Annotated in this window: 24 protein-coding genes; 16 read left to right on the forward strand and 8 right to left on the reverse strand. The window is 67.7% G+C overall.

Features of this window, described 5'->3' with window-relative positions; genetic code table 11:
* The 5 genes from ABTX60_RS23605 to ABTX60_RS23625 form a co-directional block, all read right to left on the reverse strand.
* Complete coding sequence (locus ABTX60_RS23605; protein WP_352098977.1) at positions 1-774, reverse strand: cytochrome c biogenesis CcdA family protein; 774 nt, start codon at positions 772-774, stop codon at positions 1-3.
* A 13-nt stretch (positions 775-787) separates the two neighbouring features.
* Positions 788-1,435: a TlpA family protein disulfide reductase gene (locus ABTX60_RS23610; protein ID WP_352098978.1), complete on the reverse strand. Its 648-nt coding sequence runs from the start codon at positions 1,433-1,435 to the stop codon at positions 788-790.
* Between the two features lie 66 nt (positions 1,436-1,501).
* Positions 1,502-2,797, reverse strand: coding sequence for a polysaccharide deacetylase family protein (locus tag ABTX60_RS23615; protein WP_352098979.1), 1,296 nt, complete (start codon positions 2,795-2,797; stop codon positions 1,502-1,504).
* Between the two features lie 389 nt (positions 2,798-3,186).
* Complete coding sequence (locus tag ABTX60_RS23620) at positions 3,187-4,452, reverse strand: NAD(P)/FAD-dependent oxidoreductase (protein ID WP_352098980.1); 1,266 nt, start codon at positions 4,450-4,452, stop codon at positions 3,187-3,189.
* Positions 4,419-4,607: a ferredoxin gene (locus ABTX60_RS23625; protein ID WP_352098981.1), complete on the reverse strand. Its 189-nt coding sequence runs from the start codon at positions 4,605-4,607 to the stop codon at positions 4,419-4,421. Before ABTX60_RS23625 ends, ABTX60_RS23620 begins: the two co-directional genes overlap by 34 nt.
* A 311-nt stretch (positions 4,608-4,918) precedes the next feature.
* Between ABTX60_RS23625 and ABTX60_RS23630 the strand changes: the two genes are divergently transcribed.
* The 11 genes from ABTX60_RS23630 (at position 4,919) to ABTX60_RS23680 (ending at position 15,507) form a co-directional block, all read left to right on the forward strand.
* Positions 4,919-5,494, forward strand: a complete 576-nt coding sequence (locus ABTX60_RS23630) for a CGNR zinc finger domain-containing protein (RefSeq protein WP_352098982.1) — start codon at positions 4,919-4,921, stop codon at positions 5,492-5,494.
* A 97-nt stretch (positions 5,495-5,591) separates the two neighbouring features.
* Complete coding sequence (locus ABTX60_RS23635; RefSeq protein ID WP_352098983.1) at positions 5,592-6,569, forward strand: LuxR C-terminal-related transcriptional regulator; 978 nt, start codon at positions 5,592-5,594, stop codon at positions 6,567-6,569.
* A gap of 64 nt (positions 6,570-6,633) precedes the next feature.
* Positions 6,634-6,921, forward strand: coding sequence for a hypothetical protein (locus ABTX60_RS23640; protein WP_352098984.1), 288 nt, complete (start codon positions 6,634-6,636; stop codon positions 6,919-6,921).
* A gap of 522 nt (positions 6,922-7,443) precedes the next feature.
* The gene (locus ABTX60_RS23645) at positions 7,444-8,730 is read left to right on the forward strand and encodes a type III PLP-dependent enzyme domain-containing protein (protein ID WP_352098985.1); all 1,287 of its coding nucleotides are present in this window, start codon (positions 7,444-7,446) and stop codon (positions 8,728-8,730) included.
* Positions 8,727-9,656, forward strand: a complete 930-nt coding sequence (locus ABTX60_RS23650; protein ID WP_352098986.1) for a holo-ACP synthase — start codon at positions 8,727-8,729, stop codon at positions 9,654-9,656. The genes ABTX60_RS23645 and ABTX60_RS23650 overlap by 4 nt, the downstream gene beginning before the upstream one ends.
* A complete protein-coding gene (locus tag ABTX60_RS23655; RefSeq protein ID WP_352098987.1) occupies positions 9,656-11,200 on the forward strand; it encodes a class I adenylate-forming enzyme family protein in 1,545 nt (514 codons plus the stop codon). The genes ABTX60_RS23650 and ABTX60_RS23655 overlap by 1 nt, the downstream gene beginning before the upstream one ends.
* A 52-nt stretch (positions 11,201-11,252) precedes the next feature.
* A complete protein-coding gene (locus tag ABTX60_RS23660; RefSeq protein ID WP_352098988.1) occupies positions 11,253-11,516 on the forward strand; it encodes an acyl carrier protein in 264 nt (87 codons plus the stop codon).
* A complete protein-coding gene (gene ectB / locus ABTX60_RS23665) occupies positions 11,513-12,775 on the forward strand; it encodes a diaminobutyrate--2-oxoglutarate transaminase (RefSeq protein WP_352098989.1) in 1,263 nt (420 codons plus the stop codon). The genes ABTX60_RS23660 and ectB overlap by 4 nt, the downstream gene beginning before the upstream one ends.
* 85 nt (positions 12,776-12,860) lie before the next feature.
* Positions 12,861-13,400, forward strand: coding sequence for a diaminobutyrate acetyltransferase (gene ectA / locus ABTX60_RS23670; protein ID WP_352098990.1), 540 nt, complete (start codon positions 12,861-12,863; stop codon positions 13,398-13,400).
* Positions 13,401-13,434: 34 nt separating this feature from the next.
* Positions 13,435-14,640 (forward strand): cytochrome P450, encoded by a 1,206-nt coding sequence (locus ABTX60_RS23675; protein WP_352098991.1) that lies wholly within the window; start codon positions 13,435-13,437, stop codon positions 14,638-14,640.
* Between the two features lie 243 nt (positions 14,641-14,883).
* The gene (locus ABTX60_RS23680) at positions 14,884-15,507 is read left to right on the forward strand and encodes a LysE family translocator (RefSeq protein ID WP_352098992.1); all 624 of its coding nucleotides are present in this window, start codon (positions 14,884-14,886) and stop codon (positions 15,505-15,507) included.
* Positions 15,508-15,644: 137 nt separating this feature from the next.
* On the opposite strand, the gene ABTX60_RS23685 is transcribed toward ABTX60_RS23680, so the two are convergent.
* Both ABTX60_RS23685 and hemL read right to left on the reverse strand, forming a co-directional pair.
* Entirely contained in the window at positions 15,645-16,343 is a 699-nt protein-coding gene (locus tag ABTX60_RS23685; RefSeq protein WP_352098993.1) for a histidine phosphatase family protein, read from the reverse strand.
* A complete protein-coding gene (hemL, locus tag ABTX60_RS23690) occupies positions 16,340-17,656 on the reverse strand; it encodes a glutamate-1-semialdehyde 2,1-aminomutase (protein ID WP_352098994.1) in 1,317 nt (438 codons plus the stop codon). The genes ABTX60_RS23685 and hemL overlap by 4 nt, the downstream gene beginning before the upstream one ends.
* A gap of 228 nt (positions 17,657-17,884) precedes the next feature.
* Here hemL and ABTX60_RS23695 point away from each other — a divergent pair, with 228 nt between their 5' ends.
* The gene (locus tag ABTX60_RS23695; RefSeq protein WP_352098995.1) at positions 17,885-18,199 is read left to right on the forward strand and encodes a hypothetical protein; all 315 of its coding nucleotides are present in this window, start codon (positions 17,885-17,887) and stop codon (positions 18,197-18,199) included.
* On the forward strand, positions 18,190-18,627 hold the full coding sequence (locus tag ABTX60_RS23700; protein WP_003974483.1) for a hypothetical protein: 438 nt from the start codon (positions 18,190-18,192) through the stop codon (positions 18,625-18,627). Before ABTX60_RS23695 ends, ABTX60_RS23700 begins: the two co-directional genes overlap by 10 nt.
* Before the next feature lie 91 nt (positions 18,628-18,718).
* Here ABTX60_RS23700 and ABTX60_RS23705 read toward each other — a convergent pair whose 3' ends face one another.
* Entirely contained in the window at positions 18,719-19,396 is a 678-nt protein-coding gene (locus tag ABTX60_RS23705) for a TetR/AcrR family transcriptional regulator (protein WP_352098996.1), read from the reverse strand.
* 127 nt (positions 19,397-19,523) lie between these two features.
* Here ABTX60_RS23705 and ABTX60_RS23710 point away from each other — a divergent pair, with 127 nt between their 5' ends.
* The 3 genes from ABTX60_RS23710 to ABTX60_RS23720 all read left to right on the forward strand — a co-directional run bounded on the left by ABTX60_RS23710 (position 19,524) and on the right by ABTX60_RS23720 (position 22,596).
* Positions 19,524-19,913, forward strand: coding sequence for a VOC family protein (locus ABTX60_RS23710; protein ID WP_352098997.1), 390 nt, complete (start codon positions 19,524-19,526; stop codon positions 19,911-19,913).
* A 355-nt stretch (positions 19,914-20,268) separates the two neighbouring features.
* Positions 20,269-21,327: a PucR family transcriptional regulator gene (locus ABTX60_RS23715; RefSeq protein ID WP_352098998.1), complete on the forward strand. Its 1,059-nt coding sequence runs from the start codon at positions 20,269-20,271 to the stop codon at positions 21,325-21,327.
* Positions 21,328-21,795: 468 nt separating this feature from the next.
* Positions 21,796-22,596, forward strand: a complete 801-nt coding sequence (locus ABTX60_RS23720) for a GNAT family N-acetyltransferase (protein ID WP_352098999.1) — start codon at positions 21,796-21,798, stop codon at positions 22,594-22,596.
* The last annotated feature ends 130 nt before the right edge of the window (positions 22,597-22,726 follow it).

Here is a 22,726-nt window from a genome sequence, read left to right on the forward strand (position 1 = left end):
TCAGATCCCCACAGTGAAGCCGTCGGACCAGACCTGCATCTCCTGCACGATGCGGTCCCACGCGCCGGTCAGCAGCAGCAGACCGGTCACGATCATCATGGTGCCGCCGATCCGCATCACCCAGACGTAGTGGCGCTTGATCCAGCCGAAGGCTCCGAGGGCCTTGCGGAAGGCGACCGCGGCGAGCACGAACGGCACGCCCAGGCCCAGACAGTACGCGACGGTGAGGACGGCACCGCGTCCGGCGCTCCCCTGGTCGGAGGAGAGGGCCAGCACGGAGGCCAGGGTGGGGCCGATACAGGGCGTCCAGCCGATGCCGAACAGCGCGCCGAGCAGGGGCGCGCCCACCAGCCCGGCCACGGGCCGCCGGTGGAAGCGGAACTCCCGCTGGGTGAGCCAGGGCATCAGGCCCATGAAGAAGACGCCCATGAGGATCATGAGGACGCCGAGCACCTTGGACAGGACGCCCTGCTGTTCCTGGAGCGTCTGTCCGAAGTAGCCGAACAGCGCCCCGGTGGAGACGAACACGGCGGTGAAGCCGAGCACGAACAGGGACGCGCCCGCGACCATCCGGCCGCGCCGGGCCTCGGCGAGGTCGGTGCCGGCGACCCCCGTCACATAGGACAGGTAACCGGGCACCAGCGGCAGGACGCACGGCGAGAAGAAGGAGACGAGGCCGCCGAGCAGCGCGATCGGCAGGGCCACCAGCAGGGCGCCGTTGAGCACCGTGCCGTTGGGGTCCGCGACCTCGGCGAGCGTGGTGACTGCGCTCACGCCAGTACTCCGCTCACTTCTCGGCGACGACCGGCTTGAGCATCTTCAGCAGCCGTTCCTCGCTGAGCGCGGACAGGGAACGGGCCGCGATCTTGCCGTCCCGGTCGAGGATGAGCGTCGAGGGGATCGCCTGCGGGTTGAGCGTGCCCTTCTTGAAGCGCAGCAGCAGCTTGCCGGTCGGGTCGTAGAGGCTGGGGTAGGTGATGCCCCAGTCCTTCTCGAAGGCGAGGGCCGCGCCGGTGGAGGTGTCGCGAGTGTTGATGCCGACGAACTGCACGCCCTTGCCGGCGTACTCCTTGGAGACCTTCGCGAAGTACTTGGCCTCGGCGCGGCAGGGGTTGCACCAGGAGCCCCACACGTTGAGGACGACGACCTTGCCCTTGTAGTCGGCGACGTCGAGGGTCTTGCCGGCGATGGTCTTGCCGGACAGGTCGGGGGCGGGGGTGCGCTTGCCCTGGGCGGCCGTGGCGACGCCGTCGGTGCCGGTGACGAAGTTGGTGTTGCCGCCCCCGCCGGAGGTGCCGCCGGAGCCGCACGCGGTGACGAGCAGCGCGGTCGCGGCGAGAGAGGCGGTCAGGGCGGCACTACGGCGGACACGGCGGGTGCGCTCGGTGGCACGGGTCGTGCGGTTCGAACGCTGGGGGGCGCTGTCGGCACTCATGTGAAAAGTTTCGCATGCCCGTTCTGGGGGTCTCGCCCACCCCCCTTGCGGGCGGAAAACCGCATTTCAGGCGGCGTTCCCTGAGGCCTCTCGGCTGGGTGTGGCGGCCCGGCCGGTGAACTCCCGCCAGCCACCGGCCGGCTGCTGCCCGACCCCGAGCGTGCGGAGCTTGTCGAGCGCCTCGGGCTTCTGCACGTCGAGCCAGTCGGCGAACTGCCGGAAGGAGACGAGACGCACATCCGCGCCCTTCTCCTTCTCCCGCGCCATGTGCTTGAAGGCCTCCTCGACGGCGTCCATGTATATGCCGCCGTTCCACTGCTCGAAGTGGTTGCCGATGAAGAGCGGTGCCCGGTTTGCCTCGTATGCCCGCTTAAATCCCTGGATGTACGCCTGCGCCGACTGCTTGCGCCAGCCCGGGTAGTTGTGGGCCGGAGCCTTCGTCGTGGCGAGGGACTGGTTGGCCAGCATGTTGTAGTCCATCGACAGGACCTCGAAGCCGCGGCCGGGGAAAGGTATCTGCTGCAGGGGCAGGTCCCATATGCCCTGGCGCTTGCGGGGCCAGACCTGGAGGCCGCCGGGCGAGGAGGCGTCGTAGCGCCAGCCGAGCTCGCGGGCGGTGGGCAGCAGGTTGTCCTGGCCGAGCAGACAGGGCGTACGGCCGCCGACGAGCTCCTTGTCGTAGTCGAACGGCAGCGACGGCAGGTCGGTCCAGCCGGTGTTGGTGCGCCACTCCTTCACGAAGGACTTCGCCTGGTCGATCTCGCTGCGCCACTGCGCCGGCGTCCAGTTCTTGACCGAGCCGTGGGACTCGCCGCAGAAGTGGCCGTTGAAGTGGGTGCCGATCTCGTGGCCCTCCAGCCACGCCCGGTGGACGTTCTCCAGGGTCGCCTTGACGTGGTCGTCGGTGAGGTAGCCGATGTCGGAGGCGCCACGCGGGTTGTTCGGCGGGTCGTAGAGGCGCTTCTTCGACTCGGGCAGCAGGTACAGCCCGGACAGGAAGAAGGTCATGCTCGCGCCGTGCTCCTTGGCGAGATCCAGGAAGCGCGGGAAGAGGCCGTTGCCGACCTCGCCGGCGCCGTCCCAGGAGAACACGACGAACTGCGGCGGGGTCTGACCCGGCTCCAGGGGCTCGGGTTTGGCGGGCTGGTGGGGCTGCTTGCCGGTGTGGGCGGTGGAGCCGTCGCCGATGGGGCGGGCGGTGGGCTTCGGCTTCGGCTTGGATCCGCCCTGTGCGGAGTCGCCGCCGGAACCGTCCGCCTGGCCCGAGTCGTCCGAGCCCGTGAGACCGCCGCATCCGGCGAGTGAGACGGCGGCGGCTCCCGCGCCGAGTCCGAGCATTCCCCTGCGGGAGAGAGCGCGCATGGCATCCCCGATTCGTACGTCGTGCTGGTCACCCAGTGAGAGGACGTGACGAACAAAGAGGTTCCGCTGAAATGCGCAGATTCCGTAACGAGACAGTCGTAAGTGAGCAGAAGGGGCCAAACCGTAGGCGCCTCCGCGCCTGCGTAACGCCTCGCGCGGGGCACAGCCACCCCCGCCCACCACTCCGGCGACGAGCCCGCGAGCTTACGCGCCACCCCCTGCCTCCCCAGACGCGGGTATGCGTCCACGACGGCGACCGAGCACCCGGCCCGTCTCCGAGCACTCACCGGCCGCCACTCCCGGCAGCGGGCGTGCGGCGCCCCTCGACGACTTCGCCATGCGCAGGCCCGCCACCGGCAGTGCGGTGTCCGCGGTGAGACGGTGCTCGTTCAGCGCCCTCTCAACGACTTCAAGAGTTTTATATAGGCACTATTGAACCGAGCGCCTTTGTCCATGTAAGCAGCCCCGACCATGGCGCCTTCCCGGAGGTAGGCGACGACCACTCCCTGGTCCGGTTGATCCAGATCTCCGCAGACGGTCTCCATCGAATCCGACATCTTCGGGTTGCCGGCAATCTGAATACGCAGGCCGAGTACTTCCGTGGACATGCTGGGGAAGTATCCGATGCGGGAGGTCACCGAACCGTACCCCAAGGCCGACGCCAGAGACCTGCCCGCAAGATCACCGGTGTCGATCGCATTCTTCCAGAATTCCATGCGCGTAAGGTTCCCGGCCGTCCACGGGTCAGGGTAACGAGCTACGTCACCGGCTGCGAAGACATTCGGCCACGGTGACACACGCATGTATTCATCGACGCGCACCCCGTCGGACAGATCCAGACCATTCCCATGCAACCATTCCACATTGGGAACACTTCCGATCGCCTCGATGAAAAGAGATCGGCCGGGCGGGCCGGAAGAGGGCACCGGATTCGACGCTCTCACGTCACAGAGCAGTTCCTTTGCGGAATCACCCGTCAAAAACGTGATGCCGTGCTGAACGAGCCAGCGGCCAAGCGCCATCGAAACACGCTCACCCAGGACGCTCTCGAACGGCCCGCGTCGCAGCGCTTCCAGCATGATGACTTCGCAACCGTACTCTCTGGCCAGCGAAGCCAGCTCACAAGCAACGAATCCGGCGCCTACCAAGGTCACCTTGTCGCTCGCCTGGAGCCGATGGTGGATGTAGCGCGCATCGCCCAGACCACGCAGGGTCCGATGCGTATGAAGCTCGCACTCCCCGTCGCCCCAGACCGAGGTACGCGGGCGTACACCCGAAGCGATCACCAGGCCGTCGTACTCGAACGTCTCACCTGTGCTCAGACGCAGAATCCTGTCCCGCAGGTCCGCAGCCTGGACTCGGGTGCCGAGGCGCCAGGTGAGAGCGTCATTCTCGGCTCCATGCACCTTCACATCCTCGGCGATCGTCATGTCGAGGGCATCCGACAGGGGATACCGCTTCTTCGTCAGACCCGGCCGATTGTAGGTACGGTGATCCTCGTCCCCGAAGATGACAATCCTGGCATCTGCCTCGCATTTGAGTATCGCTTTGGCAGCTCGCAGTCCGGCGATACCGGAGCCGACTATGCCGATAAGCGGCCGCCCATCAACCGCCGGCGGCATCACGATTTCAGGGAGATCGCTTGCAGAGGGCAAGAGTCGGCAGCGTCCTCGATATCGCTGATGTTCTCCTCATCGAACGCTTCCTGATATTGAAGCACCCCATCGGCGTCGAGCTCGAAGTTGGTCGGGGCCGAGATCGCGCACTGTCCATGATTCTGGCACTTGACCCTGTCGACGAAAATCTTCATTGTCCCTGATCTTCCATCGCTCGTCCCTTTCACCGGCCCATGCTCCGGCGATCATGACCCTACGAGCCTCCGCGCGGCGAAGGAAGAAGTGACAGGTGGCCTGAAGCGGTCCTGGCCTGTTCAGGCCGGTGACGAGCGGCCCACGGGCCGGGGCGGTGAAGCCGGCGCGCCGCGCCGTGTTTCTTCAACAGGCTGCCGGGCACCCGAAGTTGACCTTGGGGGAGGGTGCGCGGATCCCCGAGTCGCGTAGAACCATATGTGGTGGTTCGCGTATGCTTGCGCTGTAGGAGTCAACCGGCTAAGGTGGTTCCATGGCGGTGGTGTATTTCCCTGAGTTCCGTCTGGGCAAGGTGCTCGCGACCAGTTTCACGGGGACCCTGTCGGAGCGACACGGCGAGGCGCTGGAGCGCATTCCTGTGCCATCCCGGCTGGCGGACTGGCTGGCCATCCATGGACTCGCCGTCGGCTCCTGCAGCCACTCCCAGCTCGATCACGCCCGGGAGCTACGGGAATCGATCCACGCAGCTGCCACCGCCGTCGCGAACCAGGACCCGCTTCCCTCTTCCGCTGTCCAAGTCATCAATGACTGCAGCATCCACGGTCTGGCCTCGGCAATCTTGACGCCCGAAGGCAAGCGGGAATGGCGGCTGGCTTCCGCTTCCACGGAAGACGCCCTCAGCGTGATCGCCGCCGATGCGATCAGCCTCCTGGCGGGAGAACGAGAAGGAAAAATCTCGTTGTGCGCATCTCCGTCATGCCGAGCCGCTTTCTTCGACTCCAGCCGCGGCCACACCCGCAGATGGTGCGACATGAACACGTGTGGGAATCGTGAGAAAAAGGCACGCTTCCTCGCCAACAAGCGCAAGCAGTCAAGCCTTTCCGACTGACCGTGCTGTCCGATCGCTGGTCTTCGTGATTTCGTGGTGGCGAGACTTCCGTGCTCCGTGGTCTCGCCACCGCACGCTGCTCAAAAGGGGGAATCACATGTTCGATGTTCTGGGAATGGACGCCACGGCCGAAGTGGTCTACCGCGAGATGCTGGCGCATCCGCAGGACGGCGTGGCCGACCTGATGCGCCGCCTCCAGCTGACCGAGAAGGCGGTACTGACAGCACTCGACACCCTCAGCGAACTGGCGTTGATACGGAGTTCCTCCGAAGACCCCCAGAACTTCCACGCGGTTGACCCGCACCTGGCCGCAGATATTCTGCTGGCGAGGCAGCGAGCCGAGCTCGCCGCGCAACAGAAACGTGTACAAGAGGCTCAGGCTGCCGCTGTACGTCTCAAATCGGAGTTCACCCGGGACAGGGAAGAGTTACTTCGCCTGAACGGGGTCGACTGCGTCCGCGACTACTTGGCGACTCTGTACGACAGGGTCGAGGACGAGCTGTTGACCTTCGCTCCGGGCGGAGCCCAGACGGCGGCCAATGTGCGCAGCTCGCGGCCCCTCGCCGAGAACTTGCTCGAGCGCGGTGTGCGGATGCGCACCGTCTATCTGGACAGCGCCCACAACGACCCTGCCACGGTGGCACACGCGGAGTGGCTGGCCGCGCTCGGCGGGCGGATACGGACCGTCCCTTCCTTACCCAACCGCATGATCATCTGCGACCGGAGGATCGCCGTCGTCGCCGCCGACTGTGACGACACCGCCGCCGGGGCAGTGGTTCTGCAGACGCCGGGAGTGGTCTCCTCGCTGTGCGCTCTGTTCGATTGTGTCTGGCAGTCCGCCCGGCCGATGGCCGCGACCGCCGTACCCGCGGATACGCAGAGGCTGAGTCCCCAGCAGACGGAGGTCCTGCGGCTGCTGTCCCAAGGGCACACCGACGAATCCGTCGCGGCGCGGTTGGGTGTGTCGGCCCGCACGGCACGCCGCATCGCCACGAAACTCATGGACCACCTCGGCGCGCGCAGCCGCTTCCAGGCCGGTGTTCACGCGGTCGCGAGGGGACTCATCCGGCCATGATGGTCCGTGAGGTCGTTGGTCGACCCTGTGGAAGGGTCGACGAACCGAAGAGGACAATTGCCTCATGTATCTTGTCCATCTCGCTGTCTCCCCTCCGGGCGACGCCCCCCTGCCTGCTGAGATCAGGCAGATGCTGGAAGCCACCGCACCGGACGTCCTCGAACACGTCAGCGTGCATCTCCAGTCACGACCTCACCCTGTCATCGGTCTCTTCCTGCGCGTCGCGTCTTTGAACGAGGCCGAGTCGACCGCGGAGCAGATCTGGGTGCGCGCAGCCACTGCGTGCCCCCAGCTGGCCGAATGGTGCCTGCGACGCGCTGAAGCGCCGCTCATGCGCTACGAGACGGATTGAGATCTCCCAGCCTGATCCGATCCGTATCAGGGTGTCCCCGCCGGCGAGCAGGATGATGCCGCCGCCCTGCTGACGATCTCCTCGACGTCGCGTCCAGGCGTGCTGCGCGGGCGGCCGAGGCGCGAGGCCCCGTGCGGCCGCGCCTTCTGTGTGAATGTCCCTGATGGCCTTTTCCTGCATGCCGTCACGAACGCTCGACCGGTGCCGCTGCGCCCGTTGGCCACCACGGGAATCCGACCCTTTCCGTAAGTTTGATTCATGGTGCACGGGGAATATCGCGGCGCCAGGCAACCCATTTGGACGGATACCGCGTTCGCCCGGGGCCTGAATAGGTCAGGACCGATTTAGTCCAACCGTCACTTCTTCCTTTGCCGCGCGAAAGCTCGCAGAATCGTCATTGCTGGAGAACGAACCAGTGAGAGAGGCGAGCGATGAAAGAGCGGACACCCACCTCAGGCAGCCCACTCGCGAAGGAGCGGGCCTTAAGCCGCCGGCTCGATGACGGCGGATGGCAGTGATTGCATGACCACCTCGAATGACCACATTCAGGGCACGAACATGGCGGCACTGGCCGACGAGTTCGGCACCCCGCTGTTCGTCTACGACGCGGACATCCTGGAAGACACCTATCGCAAGCTGCGCGGTGTGCTTCCCGACCGTGTCGATGTGTTCTACTCGCTCAAAGCCAACCCGAACGTCAGCGTCTGTGCACTGCTGAACTCGTTCGGTGCCGGTGCCGAAGTTTCCTCCTATGCGGAACTGGTCACCACTCTGCGAGCCGGGGTCGCACCCCAGGACATCATCTTCCTCGGTCCCGGCAAGGACGAACGAGAGCTCACCGCGTGCATCGAAGCCGGAATCCACGCGATTGTCTGCGAATCACTGGAAGAACTCGACCTGTTGGACTCGCTGCTGGCGACCGCTGACCGTGACGAGTTCCCGGTGCTTTTGCGAGTAAACCCTGCCTTCGGCAGCAAGGGGTCAGGACTGGCCATGGGGGGCAAGCCCCGGCAGTTCGGCATCGATGAGGCCGAACTGCGTGACTCGAAGGACCGGCTCGCAGCCCTGCGCCACATCCGGGTGAAGGGGGTGCACGCCTACATGGGCACACGTTTCCTGAACCACGAAGACGTCGTCCACAACACCCGGCAGATCCTCGCCACCGCGGAGGACCTGGCCGGACGACTCGGCTTCCCCCTGGAGACCGTGGACTTCGGCGGCGGGCTCGGCGTCGCCTACTTCGACAACGAGGAGGACTTGGACCTCGCCGCGCTGGGAACCGGACTGGCGGACGTTCTCTCCTCCTTCTCCGCGCGCAACCCGCACTGCCGGATGATCATGGAGCTGGGCCGGTTCCTGACGGCCATGGCCGGCACTTACCTCATCCGGGCCCGCTATGTGAAGAACTCCATGGGGGAGAGCTTCGTGGTCGCCGATGGCGGCACCAACCACCACATGGCCGCCGTCGGTGTCGGGAGCTTCGTCAAGCGCAACTTCCCGATCCGCCACGTGGGGAACCGGGCTGCCGGGGCGCTGCGGCCCTACAGCGTGACCGGGCCGCTGTGCACACCCAACGACGTCATCGCCAAGAAGGTCCGGCTGCCGGAGGTGCGGCCCGGGGATCTGCTGGCAGTGGAGCGGTCCGGGGCCTACGGGCCCACCGCCTCACCCGGACTCTTCCTCAGCCACGGCTTCCCGGCCGAGGTGATGGTGCACCGCGGGCGGGCCCATCTGATCCGGGAACGCGACACCACGGAGGATCTGCTGGCCAAGCAGCACCTCGTCGACTTCCGCACCGCGTCCGCATGACCGCCGCGGCAAGCCGGGCCGCCCGGGTCGGGCTGGACGTCCTGGACTGCTCGGAACTCCGCCGCCTGGTCCAGCGGCCCTGGTTCCTGCGCTTCAGTTTCGCCCCGGAGGAACTGGTCCATGCCGAGACCCTCGGTGACCGTCGGCGCCTGGAGTTCCTCGCGGGCCGTTTCGCCGCCAAGGAGGCCATCCTCAAGGTCTTGGGCATGGGCTTCCTCCAGGGCGTGGCGCCGCGGGAGATATGCGTGGAGCACACACCGCACGGCGCCCCCGTCGTCCGCTTCCGCGGGAGAGCCGCCCGATTGGCCCCACCCTCCGTCTCCGTGTCCATCACCCACAAACAGTCCGTAGTGGCCGCGGTCGCCATCGGCATCCCCGACGCCGGCGGTGCGGCAGCCGAAAACGGACGCACAGCATCCACAGAGCTGAAGGAGCCTGACGCCGTGTCGCCGCCCAGCACCAGCACGACAGCCCCCGCCCAGCAGAGTGCCCGCGATGAACAGACCCCGCAGACCACGGCCTTCCTCCGCGTACGAGTCGGCCAGGAGGAAGCCCACTACGGGGGTGACCTGGTGGACGGCGCCCGCATCCTGCGACTGTTCGGCGATCTGGTCACCGAGATCACCATCCGCACGGACGGCGACGAGGGGCTGCTGGCCCAGTACAGCGATGTCCGCTTCGCCGCACCCGTGAAGCCGGGTGACTACATCGAGGCACGCGGACGACTGGTACGCCGGACCAGGCTGCGCCGGGTGGTCGAACTCGAGGCGCACAAGGTCCTCAGCGCCCGCCCAGGAGCAGCGGAGAGCGCCGCCGCTGTACTCGACGCCCCCCAGCTCGTCTGCTCCGCCACCGCCACCACTGTCGTCCCCTACCGCAGGACGGACACGGCGACCGACCCCAACCCCGTTGCCGAGGAGAGCTGATGGCCCGTACAGCGCAGTTGCTGCACGAACTGCTGGAGGCGGCCGCTGAGCGCAGCCCTGGATCTGCCGCATTGAGTTCGCAGAGCCGCAGCCTGACCTACGGAGAACTCGCCGCCGCCAGCACCAGGACGGCCGCACTGCTGCAACGCGAAGGACTGCGGCGCGGCGACCGGATCGTCGTCACCGCGGCCGACGGGATCGGCATCGCCGTACTGCTCTACGCGGCCTCCCGCCTGGGTGCCGTCTTCAGCGTGCTGCACGAACAGGTGCGCGGCGGGCCTTTGGAACATGTGCTGCGGGACTGCGAACCCAAACTGCTGGTCTCCGACGATCCCGATGCGGGGCGGACGGCCGCCGAGCACGATGTGCGATTCCTCGAGCTCGACGAACTCGTGCGGACCGCGCTCGACGCAGGCACGGACGTGTCGCTCACCCCCAGTGGCCAGAGCGCCTTGCCCGTGGACCCGGTCAGCCTGATCTACACCTCGGGTACCACGTCGCTGCCCAAGGCCGTGGTCAGCACCCACCAGCAGGTGCTCTTCGCCGTCTCCGCGATCCAGGAGTGCCTGCGGTATCGCAGCGACGACGTCGTGTACTGCCCCCTGCCGCTTTCCTTCGACTATGGCCTATACCAGGTCTACCTCGCGGCACTGAGCGGTGCCCGACTGCACCTGGGCACGGTCGCCGAGGTCGGTCCCCCGCTGCTTCGCAGCCTGGAGGAGGCCGGGGCGACCGTGCTGCCCTCCGTGCCCTCCGTCGCCGATCGGCTCGCCTGGCTGCTACGCCGCAGCAGCGGTGGATTGAGCCGGCTGCGGTTGCTGACCAACACCGGAGCGGCCCTGTCCGACACCACCATGTCCGCGCTGCGTGCCGCACTGCCCCAGCTGAGGATCCAGGTCATGTACGGCCTCACGGAGTGCAAGCGCACGGCGATCATGCCGCCGGACGGAGACCTCGACCATCCGGGATCCTGCGGACTGGCGCTGCCGGGCACCGAGGTCTTCGTCATCGACGACGACGGGAACCGGCTGCCTCCCGGACAGACAGGCCAGTTCGTCGTGCGCGGCCCGAACGTCATGGCGGGCTACTGGAAACGCCCCGAACTGACCGCCGAGCGCTTCCCCCGTGCGGAGGGACTCTTCCCCGAGCTGCGCACCGGCGACTACGGCTGGCTGGACAAGGAGGGCTACCTCTACTTCTCCGGCCGCCGGGACGATCTGTACAAGGAGCGGGGATTCCGTCTCAGCGCCACCGAGGTGGAAGCAGCAGCGTCCCGCGTCGACGGGGTGACCTCTGCCGCCGTGCTGCCGCCCGAGGGCAAGCGGGGAGCGCTCCTCGCGGTGGTCGCCGACATCACCGCGGACGAGGTGCGGGAGGGCATGCGCGACCACATCGAGCCCTTCAAGATCCCGCGGCGCTGCGTCCGCCTCGACGCCCTGCCCACCAACGGCAACGGCAAGGTCGACCGCAAGAAGCTGGCCGCTCTGATCGAACAGAGCTCGGCCACCCCGGTCGAGGCCTCGCAGGCCGGCCTCGCCCACTGATCCTCCTCCCACCCGACCGCAGCAACTCCTCACACCACCGAAGGACATGACCATGGATCGCCAGAGTGTCGTCACCGCCCTCGAGAACGCCCTCACCGACGTCCTCGAGCGCCCCGTCACCGGTCTCACCGGCGACGTGAAGCTCTTCGACGACCTGCACCTCGACTCGACCACCATGCTCGAAATGCTGATGGCCCTGGAGGACTCCCTCGGCCTGGTCGTCGACCCGGAGGACCTGGACGCGGACGACTTCGTCTCGGTGGACACCTTCACCGACTTCGTCCTCCGAACGCGGCTCGAGCAGGTCTCGGCATGACGCTCATCCAGCCCGACCTGAGCGTCTTCACGACCCTGGAGTCAGAGGTACGCAGCTACTGCCGCAGCTGGCCCACCGTGTTCGACCGGGCGCAGGGCAGCCGGATGTACGACGAGGACGGGCACGAGTACCTGGACTTCTTCGCCGGCGCCGGATCCTTCAACTACGGCCACAACAACCCGGTGCTGAAACGCGCCCTGCTCGACTATCTGGAGCGCGACGGCGTCACCAACGGCCTGGACATGTCGACCACGGCCAAGCGCGCGTTCCTCGAGTACTTCCAGAACATGATCCTGCGCCCGGGGGACCTGCCCTACAAGGTCATGTTCCCGGGCCCGACCGGCACCAACGCCGTCGAAGCCGCCCTCAAGCTGGCGCGCAAGGTCAAGGGGCGCGAGACGGTCGTCTCCTTCACCAACGCCTTCCACGGCATGTCGCTGGGCTCCCTGGCAGTGACCGGCAACGCCTTCAAACGGGCCGGCGCCGGCGTACCGCTCGTGCACACCGCTCCCATGCCCTTCGACCACTATATGGGCGGGAAGACACCGGACTTCCTGTGGTTCGAGCAGTTGCTCCGGGACCACGGGTCGGGGCTGGACAAGCCGGCCGCGGTGATCGTGGAGACGATCCAGGGTGAGGGTGGCGTCAACGTGGCCCGCACGCAGTGGTTGCGTGGCCTCGCCCAGCTCTGCCGGCAGCACGACATGCTGCTGATCGTCGACGACATCCAGATGGGCTGCGGCCGTACCGGGGCGTTCTTCTCCTTCGAAGAGGCCGGCATCACCCCGGACATCGTCACCCTCTCCAAGTCCATCAGCGGGTACGGACTGCCCATGTCCCTCTGCCTGTTCCGACCGGAGCTGGACGTCTGGGAGCCGGGCGAACACAACGGCACGTTCCGCGGCAACAACCCGGCCTTCGTCACCGCGGCCGCCGCCCTCAACACCTACTGGGCCGACGACAAGCTGAAGCAGCAGACCCTGGCACACGCCCGGACCATCGAAGCCACGCTGCGCGACATCGCCGCGTACCACAGCGGATCCGCCTACCGCGGCCGCGGGATGGTGTGGGGCCTGGAGCTCTCCGACCCCCGGCACGCCGGCCGTGCCACACGCCGAGCCTTCGAACTCGGACTGCTCATGGAGACCTCCGGAGCACATGGCCAGGTCGTCAAGCTGCTGCCTCCGCTGACCATCACCGGCGACGAACTCGACCAAGGGCTGCGCATCGTGCAGCGAGCCGTCTACGAAACGGCATGACCTCGCCCGGTACCCCCGCTGGAGAAAGGACCCATCCCGCCATGACGGCCCACCCGCTGCCCACAGAGACCAAGGCGGTCTGACCATGACGATCAACGCCACCTCCGCAGCCGGCGCAGACCAGAGCACTACCGCGAACAAGCAGGCGGTCTTCCGGGCGCCGGTGCCCGAGGACGGCCCAGCCGTGTGGAACCTGGTCGAGAACACCTCCGGCCTGGACTCCAACAGCGTCTACTACTACACGCTGTGGTTCAGGGACTTCGCTGACGGTTCGCTGATCGCGACCGTGGACGAGGAAGTCGTCGGCTTCCTCACCGGCTACCGCCGCCCCGACGAGCCCGAGACCTACTTCGTCTGGCAAACCGCCGTCAACCCGCGCCACGGCATCCCCTTCCTCGGGGTGAAGCTCTTCCAGGCCGCGGCCGACCAGCAGGTGGCCCAGGGCGCCCGGTACGTCGAGGCCACGGTCTCCGCCGAGAACAAGGCGATCCTCATGGTGCTGAAGCAGTTCGCCAAGAAGCACTCGGCTCACATCGAGACACAGGTGCTGTTCCCCAGCAGCCTCTTCCCCGACAGCCACCACGACGAGGTTCTCTACCGCATCGGCCCGTTGACCGCTGGTTGATTCCGCAGCATTCGACGATCAGGAGTCGTTTCCCATGGCGCAGCAACCCACACCTCTGCACCTCGACATCAATGACAAGCACTTTCGCATGGACTCGGAAGAGGTGCGGAAAGCGCGAGCTGCACATTGGTACGCAGAAACCGACTGGGGCATTGCCGTCCTCTCGTACGAGGACAACAGCGTGCTGCTGAAGAACCCCCGTCTGACGCAAGGATCGGCCAAGTGGCCGGCTCATCACGGAGTGTTCGAGGGGCACTTCGACAGCTGGTGGAAGAAGACCTTGCTGGTGTTGGAGGGTGACGAGCACAACAGGATCCGACGTCTGGTGAACCCAGCGTTCTCTCCGCGCCGAATAGAGCCGTTACGTCCCCGATTCCGATCCCTGGCGGACAGCCTGATCGACGAGTGGATCGAAGACGGGCGGACAGAGTTCGCCAGTCGCTTCGCGGCGCCGTATTCGACCAGGATCCTGTGCATGATGCTGGGCATCGACGAGGGCGACTGGAAGAAGATCAATCAGCTGGCGTCCACGATCGGGCTCGGTATCGGCGTCACCATCCAGGAGAACATCGGGCAGATCGACGAGGCTGTCGTCGAACTCACTCGATATGCGGAGTCCTTGGTGAGGAGCAGGAGGGAGTCACCTCAGAACGACATCCTCAGCACCCTGGTGGAAACGCGGGACGAGGATGACGGCAGGCTCTCGGATCAGGAACTGATCAATCTCATCATCCTGCTCATATTCGCGGGGATCGACACGACTCGGAACCAGCTGGCACTGGCTGTCGAATCCTTCTCGAGGCAGCCGGACCAGTGGGAGAAGCTGGCTGCGGACCCGGACCGCTACTCCACCAAGGCGGTCGAAGAAGTGCTCCGCGTCAATCCGATCAATCGGTGGACCACGCGCGAAGCGGCAGAAACGTTCCAGTACAAGGATCGCAGGATCGAGAAGGGCACGACAGTCCACCTGTTCACCCTTTCATCGGGAACCGATCCCGCCGAGTTCGACAACCCGGACCGTATCGACCTCGACGCCGACCGCTCGCCTCATTTCGCGTTCGGTGGCGGCCTGCATCATTGCCTGGGGCATTTCGTCGCACGGGCGGACATGAATGTGGCCCTCTCGGTGATGGCGACGCGGATGACCGAGCTGCGCGTAGGGGAAGGCGCCGAGTGGCTGCCCGACTCCGGAAATACGGGCGCGAAGAAGCTGCCGATCACCTTCACTCCACGTTCTTGAATTCTGTGAACGCCGAAGCTCCTGATGGATGGGCCGACCTGGAAGATGCCCCATTCCCATCAGGAGCTTCGCGTGTATGCTGGAACCACCTCAGATGGTTCCACCTCGACTGGGAGATCTCATGACACTCTCCAAGGCCGGCATCGGACACTCGCACCTCGCCGACGGCAACCCAGCGTGGAGTGAGTGCTACGGGCACTACGGAATGCGCGTACGCGATGCCAGGGCTGGAGGTCGCTGACCATGGTGGATCTGACGGTGCTGCCCGGCTACGTGGCAGTGATCCTGCTCTTCCTCGGCCCCCCCGGGCCCGATATGGCCTACATGCTCGCCGTGGGCCTCGAAGGCGGTCGCCGGTCTGCGGTGAAAGCCATACTCGGCATCGGAACCGGCATGAGCGTCTACGCCGCCGCCGTCGTCGCCGGTTTGGGAGAAGTCGCCCGATCGTACCCATTAGTACTGGATACCATCAGGATTTTGGGTGCCGCGTATCTCTTATGGCTGGCATACGTGACGATGCGTCACGCACGTCGTGCGATCAGCGGGCACAGTGATGTTCCGGCCGGACGCTGGTATCTGCGAGGCGTCCTCGTCAGCATCACGAATCCGAAGATCATTCTCTTTTTCCTTGCGGTACTCCCGCAATTCATCGGAAGCGCGGACAACCCGGCATTGCAGCTGACGATGCTCGGTGCGATCAACGTTCTGATGGAGGTGATCCTGTACGGATGCGTCGGAGTTCTGGCGGGATTCTTCCACGCACGTCTTGTCGACTCGACCAAAGCAACGACCGTGCTGAACTACATCGCATGCACGGTGTATGTCGTGCTGGCCGGGACGATCTTCGGCGAGATCCTGCTGGCTTGATCGTCACTGCACAGCAGCGGATCGTGTCCTGAGGCCAGGAAACGCCATCGCGGTATCCGCGGAGCCGAGCAGCCGGCAGTCGGCCGGGGTCTGCCCGCGGGTCGGCTGCTCCGGCAGCGCGACCCGCGGGCCACGTGCTACGCGCCGAAGGCCTTGTTCTGGCCCTTCACCGGCTTCGCGCCGGCGAGGAGATGGGCCGGGACGAGATCGCGGGCCGGCTCGCTGTAGCCGACGGAGACGATCCGGTCGCCCTGGTACGTGAACGTCGTCAGCGACGCGAGCGTGCACTGGCGCTTGCGCGGGTCGTGCCAGAGACGGCGGCGCTCGACGTAGGACCGGACGATCCAGATGGGCAGCTGGTGGCTGACCACGACCGCCTCGTGCCCGCGGGCCTTGTCCTTCGCCGTGCTCAGCGCGCTCATCATGCGGACGACCTGGTCGACGTACGGCTCGCCCCACGACGGCCGGAACGGGTTGGCCAGGTGCTTCCAGTTGCCGGGCTTGCGCAGCGCCCCGTCCCCGACCCCGAAGGTCTTGCCCTGGAAGATGTTCTCGGCCTCGATCAGCCGCTCGTCGGTCGCCAGGTCCAGCCCGTGCGCCTTGGCGATCGGCTCGGCCGTCTCCTGGGCCCGCTCCAGCGGCGAGGCGACGACGTGCGTCACATCGCGGCCGGACAGGTGCTCGGCGACCCGGTCGGCCATGCGGCGCCCCAGGTCGGAGAGGTGGTAGCCGGGGAGGCGGCCGTAGAGGATGCCGTCCGGGTTGGCGACCTCGCCGTGCCGCATGACGTGGACGACGGTGATGTCCTCGGCGCTGTTGCTCCGCTGGTCGCTCATGCCGTGGCCTCCGCAGCCGCCCGGGCCGCCGCCGGGAGGGCGTCGGCGATCCTCTGCAGAGCCCGCTCGTCGTGCGCGGTGGACACGAACCAGGACTCGAAGGAGGACGGCGGCAGGTAGACGCCGTCGGCGAGCAGCGAGTGGAAGAACGCGGTGAAGCGGAAGGACTCCTGGGTCTTTGCGTCCTCGTAGTTGCGCACGGGCCGGTCCGTGAAGAACACCGAGAACATGTTGGAGGCGTTCTGGAGCGTGTGCGCCACGCCCTCCTTGGACAGGGCGCCGGTGACGAGCCCCTGGATCTCCTTCGACACGGCGTCCACCTTGGCGTAGGCGGCGTCGTCGAGGAGCCGCAGCTGGGCGAGCCCGGCGGCGGTGGCGACGGGGTTACCGGAGAGGGTGCCGGCCTGGTAGACGGGCCCGGCCGGGGCGAGGTGGGCCATCACGTCGGCCCGGCCGCCGAAGGCCGCCGCGGGGAAGCCGCCGCCCATGACCTTGCCGAAGGTCATCAGGTCCGGGACGACGCCGTCGACCCCGAACCACCCGGCCCGGCTGGTGCGGAAGCCGGTCATGACCTCGTCGGAGACGTAGAGCGCGCCGTTCTCGGCGCAGAGGTCCTTCAGGCCCTGGTTGAACCCCTCGGCCGGCGGTACGACGCCCATGTTGCCCGGGGAGGCCTCGGTGATCACGCAGGCGACCTCGCCGGGGTGGGCCAGGAAGGCCTCGCGTACGGCGTCGAGGTCGTTGTACGGCAGGACGATGGTGTCGCCGGCCTGGGCACCGGTGACGCCCGGGGTGTCGGGCAGCGCGAAGGTGGCGACACCGCTGCCGGCCGCGGCGAGCAGCGAGTCGACGTGCCCGTGGTAGCACCCGGCGAACTTGATCACCTTGGTGCGCCGGGTGAATCCCCTCGCGAGCCGGATGGCGGACATGGTGGCCTCGGTCCCGCTGGAGACGAGCCGCACCTGCTCCAGCGGCGCGACACGGGCGACCATCTCCTCGGCGAGCGCGACCTCGCCCTCACCGGGCGTGCCGAAGGACGTACCGCGGGATACGGCGTCCTGCACGGCGGCGATCACCTCGGGGTGCGAGTGGCCCAGGATCATGGGCCCCCAGGAGCACACCAGGTCGACGTACTCCCTGCCGTCGGCGTCGGTCAGATAGGGACCGGTGCCGGACACCATGAACCGCGGCGTGCCGCCGACGGCTCGGAAGGCCCGCACCGGTGAGTTCACGCCGCCGGGCGTGACGGCCGCCGCGCGGTCGAACAGAGCCTGCGAGGCCGGTGCTTCATACGGATATGCCAGTTCACTCATGACCTGCGACTTCTCCGACCTTCTCCGACGCTGTCGGGCTCCGGGTGCCAGTGACCTGTTCAGGGTAGGCCAGGGGCGCGGGCGGACGGGGCGCGGGACAACCGGCCCCGTGGTCCCCGTCGTCTGCGAGACTGGACCCCGATACACACAGCTCGCACGGCCCGGCGTGGTCTGAGGCTGCGGACATCCCGCGGACAGTTGTTTCAGCGCACGTTTCGGCGGACGGCCGTGGGGGAGGTCACTGACACGATGATCGGGTTGCGCGGCGGGGGCGACGCGTTCTGGAAAAGCAGTCGGGTGGAGATATGCATCGCGGTGGCGGACTGGGCGAGGGGACCGATGACCTGGGTCCTCGACGTGCCCGGCGGGGACGGCACCGGCGCGAGGCGGAGGACGCTCAGGAACCGCGTCGGACACAGGGTTCACCGAGTGAACCGGAGCGGGCCGCCGGACGTACTGAACGTCAGGTGGACGATCTTCCTGAACGTCAGGTGGACGATCTTCGGGCCGGGAGCAGCGGGAATGGTGGTCGGGTGGGGGTGACGTACAAGTACTTCGGCGCGCCCGACGGCGCGACCGCGGCCCGCGTGCCGATCTCGATGCGCCCCGAGGAGCTCGGCGGCGACGAGCTCGGCATGAACGGCATGTTCACGAAGATCAAGCCGGAGACCATGGCCGCGATGGTCCTCACGGGCATCGAGGGCGTCCCCCTGCACAAGGTCCCGCCTCTGGAGCTCGTCGTCCTTCACCCCGACTACGCCGTGGTCAAACTGCCCATGACGGTCGTCGACCCCCTGCGCGGCATCGGCGAGGAGGCGGTGGGCGCGGCGGCCTTCATCTGGTCGACGGTCCCGGACCGGGGAGGCCCCCGGGACGCGTTCAACGTCTACCAACTGCTGCACGAGTGGCAGGACTTCTCGCATCGGCTGCATGAGGCGGGGCATCAGCCTTATTGCCTTGTGTGGCCCTGAGCTGGGGTTTCAGTGGTTCCGGGCGGGGCTTTCGGGCTCCGCCCTCATGGTGGAAGGCCCTCCGAGGGCCCCTGAGGAGCCCTGAGGACCCTCAGGCGACCGCATAGTCGCCGATGGCCGGTTCGAGGAGGTCGAAGGCGTGTGCCGCTTCCTTCGCGATCGTCCTGGCGATCTCGTCGTTGGTGTGCCCGGCCAGGGTCAGGTCCTGGATGCGCTGGAACAGGACGCGGTGCACGGCGCCGAGCAGCCCGGCGATCGTACGGACGGTGATGTCGTCCGGCCGCGCACCGACGGCTTCGGCGAGCGCCTCGGCCAGCGCCTGCTCACGCCGGTCGTGCAGGTTGCGCAGGCACGCCGACAGGGTGGGGCTGTCGGCGATCATGCGGGAGAAGTCCGGGCCGGCGAATCCGGCGACCGGGTCCTGCGCCGCGACGGCGGCCTCGAAGGCACGGCGAAGCGCCGTGAGGGCGGACTCCCCGGGACGGCGTGAGGTCACGGTCCGCGCCGGCGTGGCCGCGAACTCGTCCTGGTGGTCGAGAGCCAAGTCCTCTTTGCGCGCGAAGTAGTTGGTCACCGTCTTCTTCGCGACGCGGGAAGCCGCCGCGATCTCGGCGATGGTGGTGTTCTCGAAGCCCTGCTCGATGAAGAGCCGTGTCGCATGGTCGGAGATCAGCTGTCGCGTCTCCTGCTTCTTCGCTTCCCGCAGGCCCTGCGGGGCGATGTCGCCGGATGTGGATGCGCCCGCTGTGGCGCTCGCCCTGGTTTCCATGAGCAGAATCTTACCTCCGTAGCAAAAATACGTTTACCACACGGAGTGCCTGGTAGTAATCTTACTACCGACGTAAGATCAGCTCCGAGGGGCATCGCCCCGACCGCCGCCTGACAAGGAACCCCACTTGAGGATCACCGCTTCCACCGTCTCCCTCACCGTCGAAGACATCGCGGCCTCCCGCAGCTTCTTCACCGAGCACCTCGGCTACCGGGAACAGGCGGCAGCCGAAGGATTCGCCTCCCTCGCCCGTGACGATGCCGCCGTCGACATCGTCCTGCTCCGGAGCGGCACCGACGTCCTGCCGCCAGACCAGCGCGACCGGCACGCCGGCGGACTGATCCTCGCCTTCACCGTCACCGGTCTCGAGGCCGAGGAGCAACGGCTGCGTTCCGAAGGCGTCGACATCACGATGCCCCTGCGTGAAGAGCCCTGGGGAGAACGCCTGTTCCAGGTCACCGACCCCAACGGGGTCGTCGTCCAGCTCGTCGAATGGGTCACGCCGGACCACTCCTGACCGCCCGCCCACGACAAGGTTCGGCAGTCGAAACAGGAGGGCGGCAAGGACATCTGGCTGCTGGGCGGCACGGAACCGGCCGGCGCCCTGTACAGCGAGACCGACCAGCTCGGCCGCGATCCTCACCTACGCGCGCGCCACCGGGAACTGAAGCCGGACGAACCGCGGTTCCGGTGCCGGCGCCCTTTCCGGGCTCCGGCACCGGAACCATCCGTGGTGCTCCCCACGGCCCATGATGCAAGGCCGGAGCCGGATCGGCATTGCCGGTTCCCGGCAGAGTTCATTAGGGTCTGCATGCCGGTGGCCGTCAGGAAGCCGTCAGCGGCGCACGGAGCGTGCGGGGGCAGGGGGCAGGGTGAGCGAGTCGGACACGGCGACGCGGTATCTGGACGGGTACGCGGAGATCCTGGCCGAGGTCGCCGCGACCGGCCGCCGTCCGACGCGGGACGAGCTCGACGCCCGCCGCGCCCTGGGTGAGCAGGCCGCTGAGCGCGGACACAGTCTGCGCGGCCTCGTGAGGGAGCACCTCGCGGCCACCCGGGCCGGCTGGCCCGGTACCCGGGGCTCCGCCGACCGTGTCCTGGCCGCGGTGGAGCAGGCCATCGACGCCTTCGCCCAGGGGTACGAGCGGGCGCAGCGCCAGGCCGTACGCGAAGAGGAGGCCGCGCGCCGGGAGTTCATCGACGACCTGCTGTACGGCCGCAGCAACCTGGGCCGTCTCGCCGAACGGGCCGAACGCTTCGGTCTCGTACTCTCCCGCGCCCATGCCGTCGCGGTCGCCGAGGGACCCGAGGCGTACGACGACGTCGCACCGGTCACGCGCCGGATCGAGGCCGCGCTGATAGCGCGGTTCGGCGACCGGCGCATCCTGCTCGCCACGAAGAACGAGAAGCTGGTCTGCATCGCCCCCGGCGACCAGAACGACGTGCTCGCCTACTTCGCCAAGCAGGCGCACGCCGCCACGGACGACGGCCGCGTGGCCATCGGCCGCCCCCGGCCCGGTGCCGGCGGCGTGGTGCACTCCTACGAGGAAGCGCTCAGCACCCTCGAACTCGCCGGCCGGCTGGGCCTGGACGATCCCGTCGTGCGCGCCGCCGACCTGCTGGTCTACCCGGTCCTGGCCCGCGACCGGCAGGCCATGGCCGACCTGGTCCTCAGCGCGCTCGGGCCGCTGACGCGTGCCCGCGGCGGTGCCGAGCCGCTCCTCAGGACGTTGCAGGTGTACTTCGAGTCCGGGTGCACCGCGGCCGAGGCGGCCCGTCGCCTGACACTGAGCGTGCGCGCCCTGACGTACCGTCTGGAACGGATCCATCAGCTGACCGGCGCCAACCCGGCCGATCCCCTGCACCGCTACACCCTGCAGACCGCCGTCATCGGGGCGCGGTTGCTGGACTGGCCCGCCCAGGAGATCTGAACGGGCAACACCAGGGAAGATCGGGGGGCGGTACAGGGCCGGAGACGGTTCAGGGCCCGCCCGCCGGGTTGACGGCGAGCGGGCCCTTGCGGATCACCGGCGCGTCAGCCGGTGATCTCCACCTTCCCGTTGAGCGACGCCGACTGCTCTTCCGTCGCCGCGGTGCGCCGCGTGACGCCCTTCAGCAACTCGGCGAGGTCGACGCCCGTCGTGGAGCCGAGCCGCTGAACTCCGGCTTGGCGGAATCTTCACACGCGAGGGGAAGCAGGTTCATTGCCATGTTCCGGCAATCTTTACGGGCCTTTTATGCCGGGCTCCGGCGCATTCCCTCCGTCGGCCCGCCGCATGCGTGGCAGGACTTCGGCCACGTACCGGCCACAAGCAGCTCTCGGGGCCGGGCGGGAGGATGAGCCGGGCCGCCGACGGGCAGGACCGGTGCGGCGGCAGTCGGTGACCTGAGGGGGACCTGTGCGTGATCTCGCGGACTCGATCGAATCGATGGAACAGCTCGCAACGGTCTGGCGGACCATGGTGCTCGATCGGGATCCCCGCGCCGACGTGCGGGACCTGCCGGGCATCGCCGTGCGGTGGGCCGACTGCCGGTTCGCCTTCTGGAACTGCGTGACCCTGACGGACGTCGGCGCGGACGCCGGGTTGCTGAAGCAGCGGCTGAACGAGGCCGCCGAGATCATGCGCGCGAAATCCCGCCCCGGATTCCTGTGGGTCTTCGAGGCCCTGCTCGACGACCGGGCGCGGGCCGCGCTCGGGTCGGCCGCCGGTCAGGCGGGCCTGCGGTACGCCTTCCCCGGCACCGGCATGGCGGGAGATCTGCTGCCGGTTCCCGACCCCGTCCACCCCGAGCTGACCTTCGTACGCGTGGACGACGACGAACTGCTGCGGGCGTACGCGGACATCAACTCGCGTGCCTACGGGTTCCCGCTGGAGGACGGGCGGGACGGGCTGGCCGGGTCCTCGCTGTGGAAGAGCGGGGTGTTCGCGTACCTGGGGCTGCGGGACGGTGTCCCCGTGAGCTGCGCCGCCACCGTCGAGGCGGACGGGCGGCTCTTCGTCGTGCTCGTCGCCACCGATCCGGCGTGGGAGCGGCGAGGCTACGGGGAGGCCGTGACACGCAAGGCGCTGCACGAGGGGGCCCGGGCCACCGGCCTGACCCGGGCGACACTGCACGCGACCGCCGCCGGCGCGCCCGTGTACCCACGGATCGGGTTCCGGCCGAACTCGCCGATCGGCTTCTACGCGCCGGCGGACTGACCGCCGGCACAGCCCTGCCCGGGGGGCCCGCAGGACCGCGCCGCAGGACCGCCCCGCGGGGATGTGCCGCCGGGGACGCGCCGGAGCTCAGCCGCCAGGGCGCACGTGGCGTGACGCCGGGGCGCACGTG

It is taken from the genome of Streptomyces sp. NPDC126510, assembly GCF_040302345.1.
Lineage (GTDB): Bacteria > Actinomycetota > Actinomycetes > Streptomycetales > Streptomycetaceae > Streptomyces.